This is a genomic window from Dietzia sp. WMMA184 (assembly GCF_002441635.1).
Taxonomy (GTDB): domain Bacteria; phylum Actinomycetota; class Actinomycetes; order Mycobacteriales; family Mycobacteriaceae; genus Dietzia; species Dietzia kunjamensis.
The window spans coordinates 3380858-3399790 of record NZ_NXEI01000001.1; the positions used below are offsets into that span (position 1 = coordinate 3380858).

15 protein-coding genes and 2 pseudogenes are annotated in these 18933 nt (G+C 70.8%); 9 read left to right on the forward strand and 8 right to left on the reverse strand.

The window, feature by feature from the left end:
- Positions 1-6: 6 nt before the first annotated feature.
- Positions 7-1614: an alpha/beta hydrolase gene (locus tag CK206_RS15605; protein ID WP_187701599.1), complete on the reverse strand. Its 1608-nt coding sequence runs from the start codon at positions 1612-1614 to the stop codon at positions 7-9.
- A 108-nt stretch (positions 1615-1722) separates the two neighbouring features.
- Here CK206_RS15605 and CK206_RS15610 point away from each other — a divergent pair, with 108 nt between their 5' ends.
- On the forward strand, positions 1723-2322 hold the full coding sequence (locus tag CK206_RS15610) for a hypothetical protein (RefSeq protein ID WP_069389415.1): 600 nt from the start codon (positions 1723-1725) through the stop codon (positions 2320-2322).
- Positions 2312-3211 carry an SDR family oxidoreductase gene (locus tag CK206_RS15615; protein ID WP_069389416.1) on the forward strand — a complete coding sequence of 300 codons (900 nt, stop codon included), beginning with the start codon at positions 2312-2314 and terminating at the stop codon, positions 3209-3211. Before CK206_RS15610 ends, CK206_RS15615 begins: the two co-directional genes overlap by 11 nt.
- Positions 3212-3586: 375 nt before the next feature.
- Here CK206_RS15615 and CK206_RS20485 read toward each other — a convergent pair.
- Positions 3587-3757 (reverse strand): annotated as a pseudogene (locus CK206_RS20485) (alcohol dehydrogenase); the annotation flags it as partial.
- A 53-nt stretch (positions 3758-3810) separates the two neighbouring features.
- Between CK206_RS20485 and CK206_RS15625 the strand changes: the two are divergent.
- Entirely contained in the window at positions 3811-5166 is a 1356-nt protein-coding gene (locus tag CK206_RS15625; RefSeq protein ID WP_069388925.1) for an IS256 family transposase, read from the forward strand.
- A 46-nt stretch (positions 5167-5212) separates the two neighbouring features.
- Here the strand turns inward: CK206_RS15625 and CK206_RS15630 are convergent.
- The 4 genes and pseudogenes from CK206_RS15630 to CK206_RS15645 form a co-directional block, all read right to left on the reverse strand.
- Positions 5213-6160 (reverse strand): annotated as a pseudogene (locus CK206_RS15630) (NDMA-dependent alcohol dehydrogenase); the annotation flags it as partial.
- Positions 6161-6308: 148 nt separating this feature from the next.
- Positions 6309-7850, reverse strand: coding sequence for an aldehyde dehydrogenase family protein (locus tag CK206_RS15635; protein WP_253695621.1), 1542 nt, complete (start codon positions 7848-7850; stop codon positions 6309-6311).
- A 121-nt stretch (positions 7851-7971) separates the two neighbouring features.
- The gene (locus CK206_RS15640; protein WP_096906967.1) at positions 7972-9678 is read right to left on the reverse strand and encodes a helix-turn-helix domain-containing protein; all 1707 of its coding nucleotides are present in this window, start codon (positions 9676-9678) and stop codon (positions 7972-7974) included.
- 161 nt (positions 9679-9839) lie between these two features.
- Positions 9840-10778 carry an IclR family transcriptional regulator gene (locus tag CK206_RS15645; protein WP_067716965.1) on the reverse strand — a complete coding sequence of 313 codons (939 nt, stop codon included), beginning with the start codon at positions 10776-10778 and terminating at the stop codon, positions 9840-9842.
- Positions 10779-10944: 166 nt separating this feature from the next.
- On the opposite strand from CK206_RS15645, the gene cysD reads away from it, so the two are divergent.
- Genes cysD through CK206_RS15665 form a run of 4 tightly spaced genes read left to right on the forward strand, consistent with a single transcriptional unit; the run spans position 10945 to position 16047 of the window.
- Positions 10945-11862 carry a sulfate adenylyltransferase subunit CysD gene (gene cysD / locus CK206_RS15650; protein WP_067716962.1) on the forward strand — a complete coding sequence of 306 codons (918 nt, stop codon included), beginning with the start codon at positions 10945-10947 and terminating at the stop codon, positions 11860-11862.
- Positions 11862-13802: an adenylyl-sulfate kinase gene (gene cysC / locus CK206_RS15655; RefSeq protein WP_082923948.1), complete on the forward strand. Its 1941-nt coding sequence runs from the start codon at positions 11862-11864 to the stop codon at positions 13800-13802. The genes cysD and cysC overlap by 1 nt, the downstream gene beginning before the upstream one ends.
- A gap of 4 nt (positions 13803-13806) precedes the next feature.
- The gene (locus CK206_RS15660; protein ID WP_096906968.1) at positions 13807-14715 is read left to right on the forward strand and encodes a sulfite exporter TauE/SafE family protein; all 909 of its coding nucleotides are present in this window, start codon (positions 13807-13809) and stop codon (positions 14713-14715) included.
- A 57-nt stretch (positions 14716-14772) separates the two neighbouring features.
- On the forward strand, positions 14773-16047 hold the full coding sequence (locus CK206_RS15665) for a sodium:proton antiporter (RefSeq protein WP_096906969.1): 1275 nt from the start codon (positions 14773-14775) through the stop codon (positions 16045-16047).
- Positions 16048-16087: 40 nt separating this feature from the next.
- On the opposite strand, the gene CK206_RS15670 is transcribed toward CK206_RS15665, so the two are convergent.
- A complete protein-coding gene (locus CK206_RS15670) occupies positions 16088-16570 on the reverse strand; it encodes an Rrf2 family transcriptional regulator (protein ID WP_096907514.1) in 483 nt (160 codons plus the stop codon).
- Between the two features lie 46 nt (positions 16571-16616).
- On the reverse strand, positions 16617-17558 hold the full coding sequence (locus CK206_RS15675; RefSeq protein WP_096907515.1) for a sulfite exporter TauE/SafE family protein: 942 nt from the start codon (positions 17556-17558) through the stop codon (positions 16617-16619).
- Positions 17559-17808: 250 nt separating this feature from the next.
- Here CK206_RS15675 and CK206_RS15680 point away from each other — a divergent pair, with 250 nt between their 5' ends.
- Complete coding sequence (locus tag CK206_RS15680) at positions 17809-18024, forward strand: hypothetical protein (RefSeq protein ID WP_067716955.1); 216 nt, start codon at positions 17809-17811, stop codon at positions 18022-18024.
- A 43-nt stretch (positions 18025-18067) separates the two neighbouring features.
- Entirely contained in the window at positions 18068-18895 is an 828-nt protein-coding gene (locus CK206_RS15685) for a 3'(2'),5'-bisphosphate nucleotidase CysQ (RefSeq protein ID WP_096906970.1), read from the forward strand.
- The last annotated feature ends 38 nt before the right edge of the window (positions 18896-18933 follow it).

Here is an 18933-nt window from a genome sequence, read left to right on the forward strand (position 1 = left end):
GGGCTGTCACCGCGCGACGGGTGCCGGCGGCGCGGGCGCCGAGGTGGTCTCGGTGTGCCCGGTGCGCAGGTACTCGACCACGGCGTCGTCGACGACGTCGTTGCCCTTGGCGACCTGCCCGTGATCGCCGCCGTCGACGGTGATCATGTGTGCGCCCATCCGGTCCCCCAGCGCGCGGGCGCCGTGCAGCGGGGTCTGGGGGTCCGCCACCGAGTTGATCAGCAGCGGCGGCACCTCGAGCGCGTCACCGCTCACCTCGACGGGCGTGGTGACGGCGGGAGCTCCCGCGCACGCCGCGCCCGAGCTGAACATCAGGCCGGTGGCGTCGAAGATGTCGCCGGTGACGAACTGGGTCCACAGGAAGGCCGGGTAGTCCAGTGGTCGCGGGGCCACGCGGTTCTCGTTGCAGAGGATCGCCGACTGCATGTTCACCGCGATCAGCGCCTCCGCGGGGACGGCCGGCATCTCCGGATCGACCATGCCCAAGGGCGTGCCGTCGCGCAGGGCCGCCGCCAGTATCGGCCAGCCCTGCGACTGTGGCGCGAGGCTCCGGGTCGCGGCGAGCGTGATCGACTGCGACTGCATCGCGCCGGGGTTGAGCAGCTGCCGCGCGAGGCCCTCCAGCTGCGCCCGCGCCGGGCCGGTTAGCGTCGTACCGTCGATCCACGCCTGCGCCAGGGCCTGCCACTCCGCCGGCACATCGCCCACGCGCGCGGGCGGTGGAGCCAGTGTCGGGGTGGTGCCGGCCTCGGCGAGCACCCGCTCCGTCCAGCGCTGATACACCTTGAGCGGGGTGTCGCCCAGGCCGTACGTGGCGTCGTTGGCCGCGATCCAGTCGAACATGTCGTGAACCCGCCGCTTGTGCGGTTCGTTCTGCTCGAGCAGGACCTGGTTCCACATCCAGTCCGGGTGAGCGCCCGAGTCCAGCACGACCTTGTCCGTGTGCTGGGGGAACAGCGTCGCATAGGTGGATCCGAGCAGGGTGCCGTAGGACAGGCCGTGGATCGAGATCCGCTCCTCGCCGAGCGCCAGTCGCACCTGCTCCCAGTCGCGGGCGGTGTTCTCGGTGGTCAGGTGTCGCCAGTCGTCGCCGCTGACCGATTCGCACGCCGCCCGGTGCGCTCCGCCGACGTTGGTCGCCAACATCAGGACGTCCGCCGGGTTCAGCGGAGCGCACTGCAGGGGCCCGGCGTGGGCGAGTCCCCGGGGCTGCACGCCGATCAGATCCCACTCATCGCGCAGGGCATCGGGCCAGGTGAAGAGTTCGTTGTCGTCGAAGTAGGTCAGGGAGTCCCCGCCCGGTCCTCCCGCGTTGCCGAACAGCACCCCGCGCCGGGCGCCCGGGTCGCGGGCCGGGAGCTTGGACACCGTGACGTCGATGGTCTCGCCATCCGGCCGCGAGTAGTCCTGCGGGACGGTCACCGTCGTGCAGACCGCGCCGGGAGTGGACACGGTGTCGGGGCACGCGCCCCAGGTGGGCGCGGCGTGCGCGGCCGGTGCGGTGGTGGCGGCGCCCTGGACGACGACGAGTCCCGCCGCCACGAGCACCGACGCCACTGCCGAGGCGACGTGACGAGCGGCGGACGGGAGGAGTGCTGAACGGCGGCTGTGCATGTCGCCCAGTCTTTCAGGATGGCGCCCCCGTTGCTGCCGACCGTCCGACATTGCCATTGCCTGTCAGGGGACGATAGCGATGTCGTAGCGCCAAGTTAGCGTCGCCGCATGACGAGCATTCCCGAGTCTCTTCTTGTGGCGATTCCCGCTCTGGTGGGGGCCTTAATCACAGCCTCCGTGGGTCGAGAGCGGTTCTCCCAGAAGATCGACAGGCTGTCGGCCGCGCTCGAGCGGGTCAGCGGACGCGCTCATCTGGAAGCGGAGTTGGAATCGCTCAGCGCGGAGGCGGTTGCCCGGTATCGCGCGGCTCAGGCTGTACGATTTCTCACCATACTCGGGACCTTCTCGGCGTTCTACACGATGTTGCTGTCGACCGTTTACATCGTGAGCCCTCTTGTTGGTCGGGAGACGGGCCCTGCGGTTCTGGTGCTCACGAATGTGTTCTTCGTGGGCGCAATTGTGATGTTCTTCGTGTCCTGGATTCTCAAGCAGGAGATCATGAAGGTGTACATCTCGCGAAAGCCGGGCATCAAGTCGCGGGCGCCGGGCGGGATAGCGCGCTTTCTCATGCGGACCTCGATAATCGAAGAGGAGTTGGCGTGGCTGGACAGGGCGCACGCGCGGAGAAGTGTCGGTTCAGCTTCCGCCGGGGTGGGCGAGCGTACGGTCGAGATTCCGACTTCCGAGGAGGCCTCCCGTGACCACTGACCCGAACGCCCAGCCGCTCATCGACCCCACCACCAAGTACGAGGTCGACATCCCGATGCAGTCGCAGCCGGTGCCGGGGCTCGCCTCCGAGCTGGAGCCGCCCGCCGATCACGGTGAGACGTCCTACGTCGGACACGGCAGGCTCACGGGTCGCCGCGCGCTCATCACCGGTGGCGACTCGGGCATCGGTCGCGCGGTGGCGATCGCGTACGCCCGCGAGGGGGCCGACGTGGCGATCGGCTACCTGCCCTCCGAGCAGTCCGACGCCGAGGATGTCGCCCGGCTGGTCCGCGAGGCCGGCCGCACCTGCGTCCTGCTGCCCGGAGACGTCGGCGACGAAGAGGTCGCGCGGGGGATCGTCCGCGACGCCGTGGCCGGGCTCGGAGGGATCGACGTGCTGGTGCTCAACGCCGCCCGGCAGACCTACGTCGAGAGCCTCGAGGACCTGACCTCCGAGCAGTGGGCGGAGACCATGAACGTCAACATCTCGGCGCCGTTTTGGATGATGCAGGAGGCACTCGGGCATCTGCAGCCGGGTGCGAGCGTCATCTTCACCTCGTCGGTGCAGGCCTACACGCCGTCGCCGGGCCTGGTGGACTACGCGACCTCGCGGGCCGCGGTCAACACGATGTCCAAGGCGCTGGCGCAGCAGCTCGCGCCGCGGGGGATCCGCGTGAACGCCGTCGCGCCGGGCCCGTTCTGGACCGCGCTGCAGGTGACGGGCGGGCAGAAGCCGGAGAAGCTGCCGTACTTCGGGCAGAAGAACCCGCTCGGTCGGCCGGGGCAGCCGGTCGAGATGGCCGGCGCGTACGTATATCTGGCCTCCGAGGAGTCGTCGTACACGACCGGCAACACGCTCTCGGTGACCGGCGGCGCGCCCACACCCTGACGCAGCCGCACGCCGGGATGGCGTCTCGCGCGCACCGAAGGGTGGGCGAGGCGCCATGGTGAGGGGCGGCTGCGGGCTGGGCGGGCAGCGGCGGGAGCAAGACGCCATCCGCGGGAGCGGCTGCCGGGCAGCGGCGGGAGCGGGACGCCATGGCGAGGAGCGGCTGCGGGCTGGGCGGGCAGCGGCGGGAGCAAGACGCCATCCGCGGGAGCGGCTGCCGGCTGACGCACCGACGCGCGCAGCCCAGGGGGGAGGGCGGCGCGCGCCGGGGGGGGGGGGGGGGGGGGGGGGGGGGAGGAGTCGGTCGGATGGGGAGGGCGGGTGCGCCGTCCCGCCCGGCCCGACCGACTCCGGTCTATGGGTCCTACCGCCGGATCAGGTGTCGTGGATGATCACGCCGCGCATGATCTTCCCGTCCTGCAGATCCCGGTAGCCGTCGTTGACCTGGTCGAGCGTGTACGTGGTGGTGATGAGCTCGTCGAGCTTGAGCTTGCCCTCGTCGTACAGCCGCAGGAGCTTGACGATGTCGTACTGCGGGTTGGCGGAGGGCGTGTCAGATGGTCTGTGTGAGTTGATCCGGAGGAGGAATCATGAACGCTATGGCTGTTGACGACCACGACGCTACGGATGTATCAGATGCTGCTGGGCTTCGCCGGGAGGTGTTCTCGGATGCGCTGATTGATCACGTACTCGCCGAGACCCGTTCGCGAGGGTTGGAGTTGACTGGCAAGGACGGCTTTTTGAACGAGATGCTCAAGGCCGTCCTTGAGCGGGGCATGGGCGCCGAGCTGACCGAGCATCTGGGCCGCGATGCCCACGCCCGTGGCGGGGACGGAAACCACCGCAACGGCACTTCGCGCAAGACCGTGGCCACCGAGGTCGGCCCGGTGGAGCTGGATCAGCCCCGCGATCGGCAGGGCTCGTTCGCCTCCCAGCTCGTCCCGAAGGGCGCCCGCCGGCTCGGCGGGCTGGAGGACCAGATCATCTCGCTGTACGCCGGCGGGATGACCGTCCGGGAGATCGAGCACCACCTCGCGCGGACGCTGGGGGTGGAGCTGTCGCACGAGTCCATCGCCAACGTCACCGACGCGGTCCTGGACGAAGTCGCCGCCTGGCAGCACCGCCCGTTGGAGGCGTTCTACCCGGTGGTGTTCCTGGACGCGATCCACATCAAGATCCGCGATGGAGCCCACGTGAAGACCCGCGCTGCCCACATCGCGGTCGGGGTCGATCTTGAGGGCGTCAAGCACGTGCTCGGCATCTGGGTGCAGGCCAAGGAAGGCGCGGCGTTCTGGGCCAGCGTGTGCGCCGAACTGGCCAATCGCGGCGTCAAAGACGTCCTGATCGTGGCCTGCGACGGGCTGACCGGACTGTCCGAGGCGATTGCCGCGACCTGGCCTTTCGCCGAGGTGCAGACCTGCGTGGTGCACCTGATCCGGGCCTCGATGCGGTTCGTGTCCTACAGCGACCGCAAGAACGTGGCCAAGGCACTCAAGCCGATCTACACCGCCGCCAACGCCGAGGCCGCCAGAGCCGCACTGGAGGCCTTCGCCGAATCGCCGCTGGGCGCCAAGTACCCCACCGCCGTCAGGTCGTGGGAGGCCGCCTGGGAGCGGTTCATCCCGTTCCTGGCCTTCGGCCCAGCCACACGCAAGCTGATCTACACCACGAACTCGATCGAGTCGCTGAACTACCAGCTGCGCAAGATCACCAAGAACCGCGGGCACTTCCCCAGCGATGCCGCCGCGATCAAGCTGCTATGGCTAGCCATACGCAACATCGAGGACCGACGAGACCGAGAACGCGCCAAGGACGCTCAACGCCGAGCAGACGGCCACGCAGGCCCCCGGAAATCGATCCCCAGACTCGTCGAAGGCGCCACCATCCACGGTTGGCGAGCCGCACTGGCCGAACTCGCACTGGCCTACCCGGAACGCTTCGACCCCCACATGTGACAGACATCACTAACCAAAACTCACACAATTATCTTGACAAGCTCTTGGCGGAGCCGAAGAGCGTGCCGGTGATGGTCTTGCCGAACAGGGCCATCATGGTGCCGCTGACCTGCACGGTCTTGTCCGTCATGTTGCCCAGGCCGGTGATGACCACCCGGCCGCCCTTGCCGATCACGTCGAACGCGTCGGAGACGACCTGCTCCTCGACGGTGCCCACGAGAATCAGCGCCTGGTCGGCCATCTGACCCCAGGTGAGCTTCTCGACCTCGGCGTGGGCCTCGGCCGCGCTCGCGAACGCGTGGGTGGCGCCGAACTTCAGCGCCTCGTCCCGCTTGAACTGCACGGGGTCCACCACCACGACGTGGCGGGCGCCGGAGTGAACGGCGCCCTGCACGGCGTTGATGCCCAGGCCGCCGATGCCGTAGATCACCACGGTGTCGCCTTGACGGACTCCGCCGGCATAGACCGAGGTGCCCCAGCCCGAGGGCACCCCGCATCCCACGAGCACGGCCTTGTCCAGCGGCAGCCAGTCGTCGACCTTGACCACCGAGTGCTGTGAGATGACCGAGCGTTCCGAGAAGGTGCCGAGCATGCACATGGCGCCGAAGTCCTGCCCGCCGGAGTGGAAGCGGAAGGTGCCGTCGGGCATGTGGCCGTCGAGGATCGTGGCGCCCATGTCGCACAGACTCTGCCGGCCGGTCGAGCAGTAGCGGCAGACGCCGCAGTTGGGGATGAACGAGCACACCACGTGGTCGCCGGGCTTGACCTTGGTGACGCCCTCGCCGACGGCTTCGATGATCCCGGCGCCCTCGTGACCGCCGACGATCGGGAAGCGGGGCGGCAGTGAGCCATCGGACAGGTGTAGATCCGAGTGGCACAGGCCCGCGGCCGTGTACTTGATGAGCACCTCGCCGGGGCCCGGGTCGTCCAGGTCGAGCTCGATGATCTCGAACGGCTTGTGGGTGTCGAACAGTACGGCGGCCTTGGTCTTCACGGTGGTGGTCCTTTCGGGGGCGTGCGGGAAGGGGACGGTGTGGGAAGGGCGACGGTGTGGGAAGGGGGGGACTCCGGCGTCCCCGGAGTGGTCACGGGGACGCCGGGTCCCGGTCTGGGGGCGGTCCGGTCTGGGCGGGCCGGTCGTGTCAGAGCTGGATGTTGACCGACCGGGTCTGGGTGTAGAGGTCGAGCGCGCCGGCGCCGAGCTCGCGACCCCACCCGGACTGCTTGAACCCGCCGAACGGCATGGCCGTGTCGAAGCCGTTGTACTGGTTGACCCACACGGATCCGGCCTGGAGGCGGCTGGCGACATGGTGGGCCTTGGACAGGTCCTTGGTCCAGACGCCGGCGGCGAGGCCGTACATCGAGTCGTTGGCCTGGCGGACGGCGTCGTCGACGTCGGAGAACCGCAGGGCGGCCACGACGGGGCCGAAGATCTCCTCCTTCACGACCCGGTCCTCGGGCTTGACGTCCACGAACACCGTCGGCTGGATGAAGAAGCCGGTGTCGCCATGGCGGGCCCCGCCGGTCAGGGCGCGGCCGCCGTCCTCGATGCCGGCGCGCAGGTAGTAGGAGACCTTGTCGAACTGGTCCTGGTCCACGACGGGTCCGAGCACCGTGTCGGGGTCGAGTCCGTGGCCGATGGTGGCCTGGGACGCGGCGTCGGCCACCGCCTGGGTGAACTCGTCGTAGATCGAGTCCTCCACGTAGAGGCGGGTGCCGGCGGTGCACGCCTGGCCGTGGTTGAACATCCACGCGGCGACGGAGCCGGCCACGGCGGCGTCCCAGTCGCAGTCGGCGAAGACGATGTTGGCGCTCTTGCCGCCCAGCTCGAGGGAGACCTTCTTGAGGTTGCCCTTGGCGGCGTCCACGATGAGCTTGCCGACCTCGGTGGAGCCGGTGAAGGCCACCTTGTCCACGTCGTCGTGGCCGGAGATGGCGGCGCCGGCGTCGCCGAAGCCGGTGATGATGTTGACCACGCCGTCGGGCACGCCTGCCTCCTGGCAGACCTCGCCGAGCAGGAGGGCGGTGAGCGGGGTCTGCTCGGCCGGCTTGAGAACGAGGGTGTTGCCGGTGGCCAGGGCGGGGCCGAGCTTCCACGCGGCCATGAGCAGCGGGAAGTTCCACGGGATGATCTGCCCGCACACGCCCACGGGCACGCGCTGGGTGTAGGCGTGGAACTGCTTGTCACCGGCGAACGGCATGGACACCGGGACGGTGGAGCCCTCGATCTTGGTGGCCCAGCCGGCGTAGTAGCGGAACACGTCCGCGGCCCAGGCCACGTCGACGGCGGTGGCGATCGCGACGGACTTGCCGTTGTCGAGCGCCTCGATCTGACCGAACAGTTCGGCCTTGGCGTCGAGCAGGTCGCCGATGCGCCACAGGATCTGCTCGCGCTCGCGCGGCTTCATGGTGGCCCAGGCGCCGTCGTCGAATGCGCGGCGTGCGGCGGCCACGGCCCGGTTGACGTCCTCGGGCCCGCCGTGGGCGACCCGGGTGATCTCGGCACCGGTCGCAGGGTCGTGGGTGGCGAAGGTGCGGCCGTCGGCGGCGTCGACCCACTGTCCGCCGATGAGCAGGCGATGCGGACGGGCCAGGAAGTCGCGGGCCTCGGCGCCCAGGCGCTCGTCGACGTGCGCGCCGGAGTCGGTGCCCGAGCCGGTGTCGCGGGAGAGTGTGCCGGTCATAATTTCCTCCGAAGATCCGACCGCCTCGGTTGTGAGGCTGATCACAACTCATCCTGGGGGCGAGTCGGCCCTCCGGAGTGTTCAGTTTCTGGACACGGTGACGGCGGGCGCCGTGTGCGCGTCAGGACAGCCCGAACTCCCGCATCCGGGCGTACAGGGTGGTCCTGCTGATGCCCAGCCGTTTGGCGGCGCGTGACCGGACGCCGTCGCATTCGGCCAGGGCGGCGACGATCGCGTCGTACTCGCCTCTCGCCAGCACCCCGGCCCGGGGCGGGCGTCCGGTGCGGGCGCGGGACGGCAGTGAGTCCACGTCGAGGGTCGTCGATCCCCTGTGCCCGGATTCGGTGAGGCATTCGCTCAGGATCGACCGCAGGGAGATCAGTCCGTTGGGCAGGTCCAGGGCGCAGACGGCGTCCGTGAAGCGCGCTGTGGGCACGGTCGGGCCGAGCCCCTTCTCGGCGGTCAGTTCCGTCACCATCCGGGCGACGATCTCGGCGCTCTCGGCCCCCCGTTCGTGCAGCGGCCGCAGAACGGTCCTCGTCCCGCACGCGTCCAGTGCCTCCGTCACCGCCGCGCGGGGGTCCTCGCGACTGGTGACGACGACGAGGGCGGCCTCCGCCGACCGTAGGCGTGCTGCCAGGCGGCGCAGGTCGGCGTCGTCGAGGAGGTCGATGTCGTCCAGGACCAGCGGCCTGCCCTGATCGCCCTGGTCACGTAGGGCGGGCACCACGAGCCCGATCCACGCGGCGTCCGCGCTGTCGGCTTCCGCGAGACGGACGTGCAGGGCGCCCGGGCCGGCGATGTCCCGCGCCGTCGTCGATCGTCCGGACCCGGAGGGGCCGACCACGGCGTGGGCCCGCCCGGTGGCCCCGCTGGAGGAGCCGGGCGTGGACGCGGCGGGCATCGCCGACCTCCCCGGGGTGGACGCGGCCATGGCGGCAGTGGAGGCAGGCCGGGTGCTGCCCAGGACGGGCACGGCCGGGTGCTGTTGGTCCGGGAACACCAGGTCGAGCAGGTGCCCACGGCGGCCGACACGGCTCGAGAGCACCCCGACCGTACCCACCGACAGCTCCACGGAGTCGCCCAGCTCGTCCCGGTCGACCAGGCGCCGGAGCCTGCCGAGGTCGCGGGAGTCCAGCCGTTCCAGGCTCGAGTGCGAGGCCAGTACGACCTCGTCGCCGAACGCGCAGGTCGCGGTGTCGGAGGTGCGGGTGCGTTCGACGAAGCGGTGCCACAGTTCGCGGTCGTCGGCACGGGCGGTGTCGACGTAGCGGGCCTCGATGTCCGCGACGATCTTCCGTACGAACGGCGCGAACATGCGGGAGGCGTCGGCGCTCATACCCGTCAGATCCACCGCGCCGACCAGGCGTCGCGTGAGCGGGTCGATGATCGGGTGCCCGTAACAGGCGAAGTCGCGCAGGACCTCGGCGAAGTGTTGCTCGCCGTGGATGAACACCCCGGCGCGGGTCTCGAGGGCCGTGCCGATTCCGTTGTTGCCCACCGCGTCCTCGGTCAGGGTCGCCCCGTCGTCGACCCCTCGCCGCAGCAGCATGCGGGAGATCCGGGCGTTGTCGCGCACCGAGCGGATGACCCGACCCTCACGGTCGGCGAGCAGGAGCATCGCCCCGGTGTCCTTGAGGACCTCGTCCAGGTCGTCCATGACCGGACGGGCGGCCTCCGCGAGCCGGTGGGAGCGGGAGGCGCGTGGGTCGGGAGCCCCGGGCCGGGCGCTCTTCGGGGTGAGTCCGCACGATGCGGATCTGCGCCAGGACAGATCGATGTGGTCCTCACCGGGGGCAGGGGAGGAGGGGCGGACGGTCTGGGTCACAGGGCGCCTCCGGCCGGTCGGGGGGTGTGTGATCTACACCATACGGCCGCGGCGGCGTGCGTGATGCCCCCGGTAGTGGGCGGTTGGTCGGGAGGTCGTCGCGCCCGCGAGGGTCGGGCGGGGTCGGGCGGGTGTGGGGGCGGCGGCAGGCGGGTCCGGGCTCAGGGGTGGCGCGCCGCGTGCGCCGGGTGGACGAGGTGCGGGGGCAGGCCGACGGCGGGGGCGCGGCCCGGGCGCGAGGCCAGCCGGGCGGAGACCGAGTCGGCGCACGCGCTGACCGCCCGGGTGGCACGGGCGACGGCCCGACCGGTCATGCGTCGGCCCGGGGCGACGGCCACCGATCCGATCGCGCGGCCGTCCGCACGCAGGACCGGTGCCGCGATCGAGGCCACCGCCAGGTCCGCGGCGGCGTCGAGCTCCGCGTTGGTCACGTCGAGTTCCGACAGCTCCACGAACAGTTCGGACACGCGGTCACGGACCAGGGCACCGATCCCGGACGCCTCGAGGGAGTCGGCCATCCGGAGTAGTTCGCGTCGTGCGGGGGTCAGTCGCTCGATCGACCACCCGCGTCGCGCGATCTGCGGCAGGACAGTCTCGAGTCGATCCCGTGCGGCGGGGGTGAGCCCCGCGGAGTCGGCGAGCCAGCGGCGCTGCTCGACCACGGGGAGGCGGGCCGCCAGTTCGCGGGCGAAGGGCGCACGCACCGGGACCACATGACCGACGGGCATGACCTCCCGGGAGGCGGTGCGCATGCCGGCACCGACCGAGTCCACGACCTCGGCCATCCCGTCGCGGAGCTCAAAGACCACGGCGGCGATGCCGGTGGCGTCGGCCAGGGCCTCGAGGGGCTCGCGGGCCGCCCGGACGAGATCGACCTCGGCGCCCAGCGCCGTGCCCACCTCGCGCAGTCTCGGCCCGGCACGCCACCCGCCGCCGACCTTCTCCGCCCAGGCCTGGGACTCCATCTCGGAGAGCACCGCGTGGAGGGTCGACCGGCTGGCGCCGGCGACGCGCGCGAGCTCGGCCAGGGGCAGGGGAGGGCCGTCGTTCGCGAGGGCCTCGATCACCGAGAGCGCCCGATGGGTCGGTTCGTGTCGCATAGTCGACAGGGTATGCCTGTTATTCGACAGGGGCATGCCAGATGCCCTCGCCGAGGTGCATATCGCGGCTCGGCGGGCGCACGATGGTGCGGATGCCCGATGGCAGACAGATCTGTCTGCCGTCAGCCGCCCGGTACCCCGGACGGTCCACGACACTGGAGGTCGCATGACGACGAGGTCGGCGGTGACGCTCTCGCATCTCGACGCGCTCGAGGCGGAGTCCGTCCACATCTTCCGCGAGGTAGCCGCGCAGTTCGAACGCCCGGGGATGCTCTTCTCCGGCGGCAAGGACTCGGTGGTGATGTTCCACCTCGCCCGCAAGGCCTTCTGGCCCGCGCCGATGCCGTTCCCGCTCATGCACGTGGACACGGGACACAACTTCGACGAGGTGATCGAGTACCGCGACCGGGTCGTGGCGGAGACCGGCGTCCAGCTGCTCGTCTCCCACGTCCAGGACGACATCGACGCCGGCCGCGTGGTCGAGGAGACCGGTCCGGGCACCAGCCGCAACCGGCTGCAGACCACCGCCCTCCTGCGCGGCATCCAGGAGAACCGCTTCGACGCGGTCTTCGGCGGTGCCCGCCGCGACGAGGAGAAGGCCCGCGCCAAGGAGCGCGTCTTCTCGTTCCGTGACGCGTTCGGCGCCTGGGACCCCCGCGCGCAGCGCCCGGAGCTGTGGAAGCTCTACAACGGCAACCACCGCAAGGGCGAGCACATCCGGGTCTTCCCGCTGTCCAACTGGACGGAGCTGGACATCTGGCAGTACATCGAGCGCGAGGACATCGACCTGCCGCCGATCTACTACGCCCACGAGCGTGAGGTCATCGAGCGCGACGGCATGCTCCTGGCCAACACCCGGTTCCTCGAGACGCTGCCCGGCGAGGAGGCCCGCACCGAACTGGTCCGCTTCCGCACCGTCGGCGACGCCACCTGCACCGGCTGCGTCGAGTCCGACGCCGCCGACAACGCCGCCGTCGTCGCCGAGGTCGCGGGCACCCGCGTCACCGAGCGCGGCGCGACCCGCGCCGACGACCGGATCTCCGAGGCCGGCATGGAAGACCGCAAGAAGGAGGGCTACTTCTGATGAGCACCCCGACCACCGCCGGTTCGGCCCCCACCACCGCGGTCCCGAACCCCGAGGCCGCCACCGTGGAGACCGGCCACACCATGTCCGACCAGGCCCAGTTGCTGCGCATCGCCACCGCCGGCTCCGTCGACGACGGCAAGTCGACCCTCATCGGTCGGCTGCTGTTCGACTCCAAGGGCATCTTCGAGGACCAGCTCGCCTCCATCGAGGCCACCTCCGCCAAGCGGGGCGACGAGTACACCGACCTCGCGCTGCTCACCGACGGGCTGCGGTCCGAGCGGGAGCAGGGCATCACGATCGACGTGGCGTACCGCTACTTCTCGACCCCGCGGCGCAAGTTCATCATCGCGGACACCCCGGGCCACGTGCAGTACACGCGCAACATGGTCACCGGCGCCTCGACGGCCGACGTGGCGATCATCCTCGTCGACGCCCGCAAGGGTGTCCTCGAGCAGACGCGCCGCCACGCCTTCCTCTCCGCACTGCTGGGCATACCGCGCCTGGTCGTGGCCGTGAACAAGATGGACCTGGTGGACTACGACGAGGCCACCTTCGAGGCCATCCGCACCGAGTTCACCGACTTCGCCGCCAAGCTCGAGGTCCACGACGTCACGTTCGTGCCGCTGTCCGCGCTCAAGGGCGACAATGTGGTCAACGGGGCCGTCGATTCGACTGATTCCATGCCCTGGTACACCGGGCCGGCGCTGCTGGACCACCTCGAGAACGTGCACATCGCCTCGGACCGCAACCTCACCGACGTCCGGTTCCCGGTCCAGTACGTGATCCGTCCCCAGCGCGCCGACGGCCTGGATCACCGCTCGTTCGCCGGCACCGTCGCGGGCGGCATCATCAAGGTCGACGACGACGTGGTGGTCATGCCGTCCGGTCGGCAGTCCACGGTCAAGGCGATCTGGGGCCCGGGCGGGGCGGAGCTGGACGAGGCCGCCGCGCCCGCCGCCGTGACGATCGCACTGAACGACGAGATCGACATCGTCCGCGGCGAGATGATCGCCCGTCCGGGCAACCGTCCGCACCAGGGCACCGAACTCGAGGCGATGGTCTGCTGGTTCGACGACGCCACCACGCTGCAGCAGAACAAGCGCTACGTCATCAAGCACACCACCCGAGACACCAAGGCGATCGTCACGGGGATGGAGTACCGGCTCGACGTCAACACCCTGCACCGCGACCCGGATTCCACAGAGCTCGACCTCAACGAGATCGGCCGCATCGGACTGCGCACGCAGACCCCGCTGATGTACGACCCGTACCGGCGCAACCGCGACACCGGTGCGTTCATCATGGTCGACGAGATCACCGGCAACACCGTGGGCGCGGGCATGATCATCGGGCCCGCCACCACGGGGTCCAACGTGGTCTGGCACGCCGGGGCCGTCCAGCGCGGGGACCGGGGACAGGGCCGCACACTGTGGCTCACCGGCCTGTCGGGCTCGGGCAAGTCCACGATCGCGTCCGAGGTGGAGCGACTGCTCATCGAGTCCGGGCACCCCGCCTACATCCTCGACGGCGACAACCTGCGGCACGGCCTCAACGCCGACCTCGGGTTCTCGGCCGCCGATCGCGCCGAGAACATCCGCCGCACCGCGGAGGTCGCGGCGCTGTTCGCGGACGCCGGCGTCGTCGTCGTCTGTTCCCTCATCTCGCCCATGCGCGCCGACCGCGACGCGGCGCGCGACGTCCACGCCAAGGCCGACCTGCCGTTCACCGAGGTCTTCGTGGACACCCCGCTGGCCGAGTGCGAGGCCCGTGACCCCAAGGGCTTGTACGCCAAGGCCCGGTCCGGCGAGATCCCGGAGTTCACCGGGGTGTCGGCTCCGTACGAGCCGCCGCTGACCCCCGACCTGCACATCCGCCCCGAGGACGGGACCGCGGAAGAGGTCGCGCAGCGGATCCTCAGCTCCATCCTGGGAATCTGAGCCGGTGCCCGAGGCCCTCTGGACCTACGATTCGCTGGGGCTGCTGGTCGTCAGCGCCGTCATCGGCGTGGTGATCGGTCTGACGGGGATGGGCGGCGGCGCCCTGATGACGCCGGCGCTCATCCTCGTGGGCATCCCGCCGACGGCGGCGGTCGCCAACGACCTGGTGGTCAACGCGGTCAACAAGGTCATCGGCGCGGGCGTGCACTGGCGGCACGGCAAACCCAACCTCAAGATCGCGTTCTGGCTCATCCTGGGTTCCGTGCCGACGGCCTACCTGGGGGCGTGGCTCGTCCACGCCATCGGCGCCGACGACGTACAGGGGCTGCTGAAGAAGGCCATCGGTGCGACGCTGATCGTGGCGTCCACCGCCTACTTCCTGCGGGCGTTCTTCGAGATGTCCGGGCGCATCCGCACCGGCGATGACCCCGACCCGCCGGTCAAGCCGCTGATCACCCTGCTGGTCGGCGTGATCGGCGGCCTGATGGTCGGCATCACGTCGGTCGGCTCGGGCACCGTCATCATGATGTGCATCATGCTGCTCTACCCGACCCTGGCGGCGTTGCGGCTGGTGGGCACCGACCTGGTGCAGGCGGTCCCACTGGTGATCGCGGCGGCGATCGGGCACGTCCTGGTCACCGGCGTCGACTGGAACCTGCTGGTCCCGTTGTTGATCGGTGGGGCGGTCGGCACGTTCTTCGGCTCGAAGTTCGCCAGCTGCGTCCCGCAGGGGCTCATCCGCCGGGGCATCACGATCGTGCTGGCCGTGACCGCCTCGGCGATGCTGGGCGCCCCGCCGGCGCTGATCGGCGTGATCACGCTGGTGCTCGTTGTGGGCGGGCCGCTGGTGTGGCGGGTGCTGGTGAGCAGGTATTCCGCGCGCGCCGACCAACCGGCCGTCTCCCGCGCCTGACGGGTTCCCGACCGGTTCGGTGGCGCCGCCGCACCAGGAGCGCCCACACTTTCGTTCGTGACGAACACCGACCTCATCTACGCGGTCGTCGGCGCGGCGCTGCTCCTCGGCTCGCTCCTTCCGCGACTGCTCCGGGAGCGCACCCTGTCCGCCCCGATCATCGTGGTGGGTGTCGGCATGCTCATCGGCTGGCTCATGCCCAACGAGTCCCAGCTCGTGGACGTGATCGAACACGCGGAACTCGCCGAACGGATGGCCGAGATCACGGTGATCGTGGCGCTCTTCGGCGTCGGACTGGCCCTCGACCGCCCCCTGTCCTTCCGTGGCTGGACCACCACGTGGCGGCTGCTCGCCATCGGGATGCCGCTGTCCATCGCCGGCGTCGCGCTCCTGGGGTGGTGGGTACTGGGGGTGACCCCCGCTGTCGCTGTCCTGCTCGGCGCCGTGCTCGCCCCCACCGACCCGGTCCTCGCCTCCGATGTGCAGGTGGCGGGCCCCGGGACGGGCGAGGCCGCCGACGACGAGAACGATGAGGCGCGTTTCGCCCTCACCTCCGAGGCCGGCCTGAACGACGCGTTCGCGTTCCCCTTCGTCTACCTCGCCATCTACCTGGCCACCAAGGGCGGGCCGGGGGGCTGGCTGTGGGGTTGGCTGGTCTGGGATCTCGTGGGCAAGACGGTCATCGGCGCCGTGGCGGGGTGGGTGATCGGCCGGCTGATCGCCACTGTGCTCTACCGACACCGCGTCGGGGGATACCAGCTCATCGGCTACGCCGAACCCGCGGCCGCGGTGGCCACGCTGCTGTTCGCCTACGGGGTCGGCGAACTCGTGGGTGGCTGGGGCTTCCTCGCCGTGTTCTTCGCCGCCCTCGGTGCGCGGTCGGCTGAGCGCGAGGACGAGCGGCACGCCCACTTCCACGAGTTCATCGAGTACACCGAACACCTGCTCACCCTGCTGGTCCTGCTCGTGATCGGGGCGTCATTCATCTCCGACGCGGTCTTCCGGCTCGAGTGGTCGCACGCCGTCGTCGCGGCCGGGGTGCTGTTCGTAATCAGGCCCCTCACCGCCTGGATCGCGCTGATCGGCGACGGCAGACTGCGATCCCCGGAGCGCCTGTTCGTCTCGGCGTTCGGGGTGCGTGGCGTGGGGTCGTTGTTCTACCTCTGCTACGCCATGGGGTACTTCTCCAAGGAGGACGGCTGGTCGCTGTGGCCCGCGGTGTCGCTGGTCATCGTCGCGTCCAACGTCCTGCACGGCGCGGCGTCGTCCCCGGCCGTGTCCTGGCTCGACCGCCACCGCGGGCGAGGGCGCGGGCGGACTCCGGCGCCCTGATGCCGCCGGGAGCGGACCGGGCGGCGGAACCGGCGTCCGACTAGCGGGGCTCCCACGCGTCGGTGTCGAGGGTCAGCTCGTGGACCTCGCCCGGCAGGTGCCCGGCGGCCAGGTCGGCGATCGTCACGGCGTCCATCACCCGGCGCAGGGCCGCGCGCGAGGCGATCCACACGTGCTGCAGGATCGCGGCACGGTCGTTGTAGACCACCGACTCCGGGCGGACGTCGTAGACGCTCACCAAGGGGCCGTCAACCGCCCGCAGGACATCGGCGACCGAGATGTCCCGCGCCTCCCGGCCGAGGAACCATCCGCCCGTCTTGCCCCGGCGACTGGTCACGATCCCGGCCCGCCGCAGGTCCGACAGGATCGCCTGGAGGAACCCGTGCGGGATGTCCTGCCGCCGCCCCAGTTCTTCGGCGCTCAGCGGATTGTCGCGGGGATCGTCGTCGGGGCTGGCGAGCTGTGCCGCCGCGAGTTCGACGAGTGCGCGCAACGCATAGTCGGACTTGGCGGTGACCCTCATGCCGACAGTGTCCCAGAGGGTCCACCCCACCGGGCGTCCGCCCGGATCAGTCCTGCGCCGGGGCGGATGCGGCGGCCGCGGCAGGGGCGGGACCGACCGGGTCGATGCCGGCCTCGTCGTCGTCGCCGCCGGAGGCCCTCCGCTCGGCGAGCGCGGCCCACGTGACCAGGCCGATCCACACGGTGACCAGGGACAGCAGGATCGGGGTGGTCGCCGACGCGGGAACCTCGGCCCACACCAGCAGGGTGCGGGAGTTGGTGACGATGATCAGGCCGCCGGCCGCCGTGCCGAGCACCCGGGCGGGCAGGTGCTTGACGAGCCACGCCGCGAGCGGTGCGACGAGCACACCTCCCACCAGCAGCGCCAGCGCGTAACCCCAGTTGATGCCGGCGGCGCCCAGGCCCACGAGGAAGCCGAGCGATCCGCCGACGGCCACGACGAACTCGGAGGTGTCGATGGAGCCCACGACCTTGCGCGGCTCGACCCGGCCCGAGGACAGCAGCGAGGTGGTGCCGACCGGGCCCCAGCCACCGCCGCCGAGGGAGTCGAGGGTGCCGCCGACCAGTCCGAGCGGGACGAGGAACCCGGTGCGGACCCGCCCGCGGAACTCGGGGCGACGGCCGCCGAGTGCGAGGAACCGGTACAGGACGTACAGGCCCAGGCTGAGCAGGATCGCCCCCACGACGGGCTTGGCGACGTCGGCGGGGAGGCTGGACAGCAGGGTGGCACCGGCGAACGCCCCGATCGCGCCCGGCACCGCGAGGATGCGCACGATCCGCCAGTCGACGTTGCCGAGTCGGTGGTGGGAGACGCCGGAGGCGAGGGTGGTGCCGATCTCCGCGAAGTGCACGGACGCCGATGCGGCGGCGGGCGCGATACCGGCCGCGACCAGCAGCGTCGTGGACGTGACGCCGTAGGCCATGCCCAGAGACCCGTCGATGAGTTGGGCGATGGCGCCGACGACGCCGAGCACGATGAGTGTCTTCACGAGCATCCCTAGAATAGTGAATCGATTAAGTCGATCAGTACAGTAGACATAAGGAAGGGGCACTGTCTAGACCGACCTGTCCAGTGAGGGCCGGGTGCGATTCGATCGCCCGTCCAGGACGGGATCGGGCATCGCTGAGGTGGGGCGCCGGGCGCAGTGATGTTTTCGTTGTCCAGTAGTAAAAATTTATGACACAATAGCGATCTATGTGCCGGCGGGAGGTTGGCGCAGTTTCTCCCGGGGGGGAACGATGAACGAGGTCGGACAGCGGCAGTGCTACGTCGAGGAGACGGCCGACGGCGCGGTCTGGGGCTGTCACCGCTGCGACGCCCGCAGCGGTGTCCTGCCGTCCCGGGGCGCGGCCCGGGTCGCGGCCGACGCGCACCGGTGTCCGGACGAGCCCGCCCGCGTCGTCCGCCAGTACGGGAGTGGCCGGCGCCGGGGGCTGCGGTCGCGCCGTCGGTAGGCGTCCCGCGCCGCGCCCGGAGTGCGCCTCCTAGGCTGGGGGCATGACCGCCGCCACACGTACCCCGGACCAGCAACTCGCCGTCGACCTCGCCATCGAGGCCGGGAGACTGCTGGTGGACCTGCGCTCCTCCGGCCCCACCGGACGGGAGCTCGGCGACATCGGCGACCGCCGCGCCAACACGCTGCTCCTCGAACGGCTCGCCGCCGCGCGCCCGGACGACGCGGTCCTGTCGGAGGAGTCCGCCGACGATCTCGCCCGGGTGGACGCCGACCGCGTGTGGATCATCGACCCCGTCGACGGCACCCGCGAGTACGGCCTCGGCGACCGGCCGGACTGGGCCGTCCACGTCGCCCTGTGGGAGCGCGCGGGGGACCCGGCGTTGTCGCGACTCACCGCCGCGGCGGTCGGGCTCCCGGCGCTCGGAGTGGTGTCGGGGGTCGACGACGACGAGGTCTACGCCGCACCCGTGGGCAACGGCGGGGTCGACGGGGGTGGCCTTCTTCCCCCGCGAACGGGCTCCCGACCGCGGATCGTCCTCTCGGCCTCCCGTCCGCCTCGATTCGCGGATGCGGTCGCCGAGGCGGTGGGCGGGGATCTCGTGCCGCTGGGGTCGGCCGGGGCCAAGACGGCGGCCGTCGTCCGCGGTGAGGCGGACGCCTACATCCACGCCGGCGGGCAGTACCAGTGGGACTCCGCGGCGCCGGCCGGGGTGGCGTTGGCCCGCGGGTTCGTCGCGGTGCGGATCGACGGCACCCCGCTGGAGTACAACGTGTCCGACACCTACCTGCCGGACCTCGTCGTGTGCCGCGCCGACCTGGCGGACGCGATCCTCGGTGCCATCGCGGACGAGGGCGCGACGAAGCGCTAGTTACGACGCGGCGGGCCCGCGCGGACGGTCGTCAACGA

What these genes read in the sequence shown, in the direction of transcription:
- CK206_RS15610 (WP_069389415.1), top strand. Translation starts at nt 1,723, where the DNA reads ATGACGAGCATTCCCGAGTCTCTTCTTGTGGCGATTCCCGCTCTGGTG.
- cysC (WP_082923948.1), top strand. Translation starts at nt 11,862, where the DNA reads ATGAGCACCCCGACCACCGCCGGTTCGGCCCCCACCACCGCGGTCCCG.
- CK206_RS15625 (WP_069388925.1), top strand. Translation starts at nt 3,811, where the DNA reads ATGGCTGTTGACGACCACGACGCTACGGATGTATCAGATGCTGCTGGG.
- CK206_RS15605 (WP_187701599.1), bottom strand. Translation starts at nt 1,614, where the DNA reads ATGCACAGCCGCCGTTCAGCACTCCTCCCGTCCGCCGCTCGTCACGTC.
- CK206_RS15680 (WP_067716955.1), top strand. Translation starts at nt 17,809, where the DNA reads ATGAACGAGGTCGGACAGCGGCAGTGCTACGTCGAGGAGACGGCCGAC.
- CK206_RS15635 (WP_253695621.1), bottom strand. Translation starts at nt 7,850, where the DNA reads ATGACCGGCACACTCTCCCGCGACACCGGCTCGGGCACCGACTCCGGC.
- CK206_RS15670 (WP_096907514.1), bottom strand. Translation starts at nt 16,570, where the DNA reads ATGAGGGTCACCGCCAAGTCCGACTATGCGTTGCGCGCACTCGTCGAA.
- cysD (WP_067716962.1), top strand. Translation starts at nt 10,945, where the DNA reads ATGACGACGAGGTCGGCGGTGACGCTCTCGCATCTCGACGCGCTCGAG.
- CK206_RS15685 (WP_096906970.1), top strand. Translation starts at nt 18,068, where the DNA reads ATGACCGCCGCCACACGTACCCCGGACCAGCAACTCGCCGTCGACCTC.
- CK206_RS15645 (WP_067716965.1), bottom strand. Translation starts at nt 10,778, where the DNA reads ATGCGACACGAACCGACCCATCGGGCGCTCTCGGTGATCGAGGCCCTC.